At 40.5% G+C, this 3,876-nt stretch carries 3 protein-coding genes; all 3 read left to right on the top strand.

Annotation, left to right across the window (positions count from 1 at the left end; translation table 11 throughout):
* Positions 1-99 precede the first annotated feature (99 nt).
* The 3 genes from L655_RS0110365 (at position 100) to L655_RS0110380 (ending at position 3,783) form a co-directional block, all read left to right on the top strand.
* A complete protein-coding gene (locus L655_RS0110365; RefSeq protein ID WP_029751746.1) occupies positions 100-1,497 on the top strand; it encodes an IS4 family transposase in 1,398 nt (465 codons plus the stop codon).
* Between the two features lie 57 nt (positions 1,498-1,554).
* A protein-coding gene (locus L655_RS0110375) for an IS3 family transposase (RefSeq protein WP_096058077.1) occupies positions 1,555-3,101 on the top strand; the annotation gives its coding sequence in 2 pieces (ribosomal slippage) (positions 1,555-2,014 and positions 2,014-3,101; 1,548 coding nt in all).
* A gap of 52 nt (positions 3,102-3,153) precedes the next feature.
* Positions 3,154-3,783 carry a group II intron maturase-specific domain-containing protein gene (locus L655_RS0110380; RefSeq protein WP_080670019.1) on the top strand — a complete coding sequence of 210 codons (630 nt, stop codon included), beginning with the start codon at positions 3,154-3,156 and terminating at the stop codon, positions 3,781-3,783.
* Positions 3,784-3,876 lie beyond the last annotated feature (93 nt).

Below are 3,876 nucleotides of genomic sequence, written 5' to 3' on the forward strand. Positions count from 1 at the left end.
CTGACTCTTATACACAAATAAATTAGGCTCCAATTGAACTTTATTTATATCAGTCGATCAGATCAGTTATAACGAAAAAACCGATCGAGTTTAATTATTATGCTGATAAAAGATACTGAAAAATGGGCTAATCATTTGTTTAAACATGCTGAATTAGGTGATGAACGACGCACTAAACGCCTGGTAAAAATAAGTCATCAAATGGCAAGCAACACAGGAAGTTCTATTGTGAAAGCATCTGGCTCACAAGCCTCTATTGAAGGCGCATATCGCTTTATTCGCAATGATAAAGTTGACGCAGATAACATCGCTACCGCCGGTTTGAATTCGCTGTTACCTACAATAACGCTGTCAAACACAATCCTTGCGCTAGAAGATACATCAACATTGTGTTACCGACACAATGTGACTAAAGAGCTCGGACATACTGGCGCATATAAACAAAGCTCTTCTAAAGGGATGTTGGCGCACACCGTCCTTATGGTCGATGCAGAAACAGAGCGTACTATTGGCTTGGGTGCACAACATCGTTGGTGCAGAAAAGATGAAAACTTTGGTACCGCTAACGACAGAAAACGCCGCAAGTACGAAACGAAAGAAAGTTATAAATGGCAACGCTCGTCGGAAGAAATGAGTACCCGATTTGCAGATGTCATGGACAATATCATAAGCGTTTGTGATCGAGAATCTGATATGTTTGAGTATATTGATTATAAAACAATAAATAATCAACGATTTGTAGTGAGGGCCAAGCATGAGCGGGTCGTTAATGCAGACGGCGATAAACTAAGTCCCTACATTGAAAATCAATCTAGTGAAGCTTCATATTCGGTTAAGATACAGCAAAAAGGAGGCCGAAAAGCACGTATTGCGAAAGTAGCTGTACGTTATGCTTGCATTACTATTTATCCGCCTAAAAAACACAAGAAACTTGGTGGTATGAATTTAACAGTAATAAGTTGCAACGAGATTGATCCACCAAGTGGAACAAGTCCTTTGTCGTGGAAATTGTATACAGGCGAACCGATAAATAGTGCTTCTGATGCACTAAAGATAGTTAGATTTTATGAACTAAGATGGCGAGTTGAAGAGTTCCATAAAGCGTGGAAGTCAGCGGGCACTCAAGTTGAGTCGTTTCGCATGCAAACGCGAAATAATCTAGAAAAGATCATTGTAATAACAGCATTTATTGCGGTGAGACTTCTCCAGTTACGCGAGCTTGTTGTCGATAAAGATAATGCAAAATCAATTAGTTGCGACAATTTTTTCAATCTTCTTGAATGGAAACTGTTGTGGTCAAAGACTGAAACTAAAAAAGCACCTAACACAACACCTTCATTACATTGGGCTTATTATGCACTTGCCAAATTAGGCGGGTGGCACAACAGCAAGCAAACAGGTGTTGTTGGTTGGGAAGCTTTATGGAAAGGTTGGTTTTCACTGAGCAAACTGCTAGAAGGCGCTCGATTCATGCAAGCGCAACAACAGGAGATGTGATCAAGAGACAGGTGTCAGGATAGTTGTCGCCTCTAACTTTTAATAGAGGCAGATAAAATGAGACGTCGATTTACACAAGAATTTAAAGTTCAAGCTGTTGAAAAAGCATTATCTCAATGTGATGATGTTCGCCTAGAAGATATTGCACTTGATTTAGGCATCGGTTATTCAACCTTGCAACGTTGGATAGCGCTTGCTAAAAACCATGAACTTGAAACGGACTATACAGGCAGCCAAATGACATCAGAAAAACGACCACAAGACTGGGATCTTGAAGAAAGACTTAACGCAATTATTGAATGTGGACGTTTGGATGACACAGCCGTTAATGAATACTGCCGTAGTAAAGGGCTTTACCCACATCATATCGAGCAGTGGAAGAAAAATTTTGCTAAAGGGCCTTCAACGAAGCCCGTAAAATCAGACAGTAAACAGCTCAAACAAGAAATTAAGCAGCTTCAAAAAGAGCTTAATCGTAAAGACAAAGCGTTAGCAGAAACAGCCGCCTTACTCGTACTCAAAAAAAAAGCCGATGCGCTCTGGGGTTTCAACGAGGACGATTAACCAGCTCAACTGAGCGTCATGAATTGATAAAGCTCATTACCGACGCGCAGAAATCAGGGGCAAGGCAAGAAAAAGCATGTGAGTTACTTGGTCTAACGGCAAGAACAATTCAACGCTGGATTGAAGCTGATGATATGACAGATAAGCGAACAAGTACGATAAAGCGACCACCTAACAGGCTAACTGAATTAGAGCAACAGCGTATAATTAAGACTGTTAATTCAATAGAATATGGACATTTACCACCCAGCAAGATAGTCCCTAAACTATTGGATAAAGGTGTGTGGATAGCATCAGAAAGTTCGTTCTATCGTGTTATGAAATCGCATAAATTATTAACACACAGAGAAAAAGTTAAACCAAATAAAAAGATAAAAAAGCCAAAAGCACTCAGGGCAACACGTGTAAACGAAATTTATACATGGGATATCACGTATTTGCCAACAGCTGTTAAAGGTCAGTTTTTATACTTATATTTAGTGATGGATATTTATAGTCGAAAAATAGTTGGTTGGCAGGTTCATGACACACAACTAAGCACACTGGCGGCTGATTTAATGGTAGATATTTGCAGGCGAGAGCAGGTAAAGCCTGAGCAAGTCACACTGCACTCGGATAATGGCAGTCCAATGAAAGGGGCAACGTTATTAGCGACATTGCAGGAGTTAGGTATTGTTCCTTCATTTAGCCGACCGTCTGTGAGTAATGATAATCCTTATTCTGAATCGCTATTTAAGACGTTAAAGTATCGCCCGGAATACCCTGAGAAAGCCTTTGAAAGCATGGGTAGCGCAAGAAAGTGGGTTAGCGGATTTGTTGATTGGTACAACGATGAGCACTTGCACAGCGGTATTAAATTTGTCACGCCAAACCAGCGTCATTTAGGATTAGATAAAGCGATACTAGCGAAACGTCATCAGGTAAATGAAATGGCGAAATTACAGAACCCAAGTCGTTGGTCAGGAAAATCTCGAGATTGGACAATGATCAATGAAGTAAATTTAAATCCAGAAAAAAAAGAAGCAATGCGGGCGGCATAAAATTTAACTTGATGCGACAACTAACTTGAAAAACTCCGCTTTCGATCAAGAAATGAAAAAGCGTAATCACCGAATAGTGAGGTATGCAGATGATATCTTGATTTTGTGCAGCACAGAAAAAGCAGCGCAAGAAGCACTTAAGGCATCCACCCAAATACTAGAGCGAGACTTGAAATTAACCGTGAACCAAAAGAAAACCCATATTGCTCATAGCAGCAAAGGTGTGAAGTTTTTGGGAGTAGAGATAGGTAGCCAGTGGACACGGATACAAGCATCAAAACTCATCGTGTTTAAACAAAAAGTGAAGCAATTAACAAAACGTAACGGCGGCATAAATTTAGCAGAAGTAATAAAGCGGCTAAATCCAGTTGTGCGCGGTTTTGTAAATTATTTTAGTATAGCCAATTGTAAGCGAGAGCTAAAAGCCTTGGCAGGTTGGATCAGACGAAGACTAAGGGCAATACAGCTGAGGTTGTGGAAGAAGCCATCAAGGCTACATCGACGACTAAAGCAGTTAGGGAAAAAGCCACCGTTTAAGTTCATAAAGATGAACTCGTGGCGTAACTCACTAAGCCCTTTATCTTGTGTATCGATGCCAAACCAATGGTTTGAGGAGCTTGGTTTATATCCAATAGAAAAAGTGAATACGGGATGGCTTGCTTTATCAGCGTTTAGGAAATAAGTTGATAAAATGTGAAGGGTACAGGAGCCGTATACGAGGTCCGTACGTACGGTTCTGTGAGAGGGATGAGGCATAAGCCTCACCCTACTCGAT

Source organism: Pseudoalteromonas sp. TAE79, from assembly GCF_000498015.1.
Classification (GTDB): domain Bacteria; phylum Pseudomonadota; class Gammaproteobacteria; order Enterobacterales; family Alteromonadaceae; genus Pseudoalteromonas.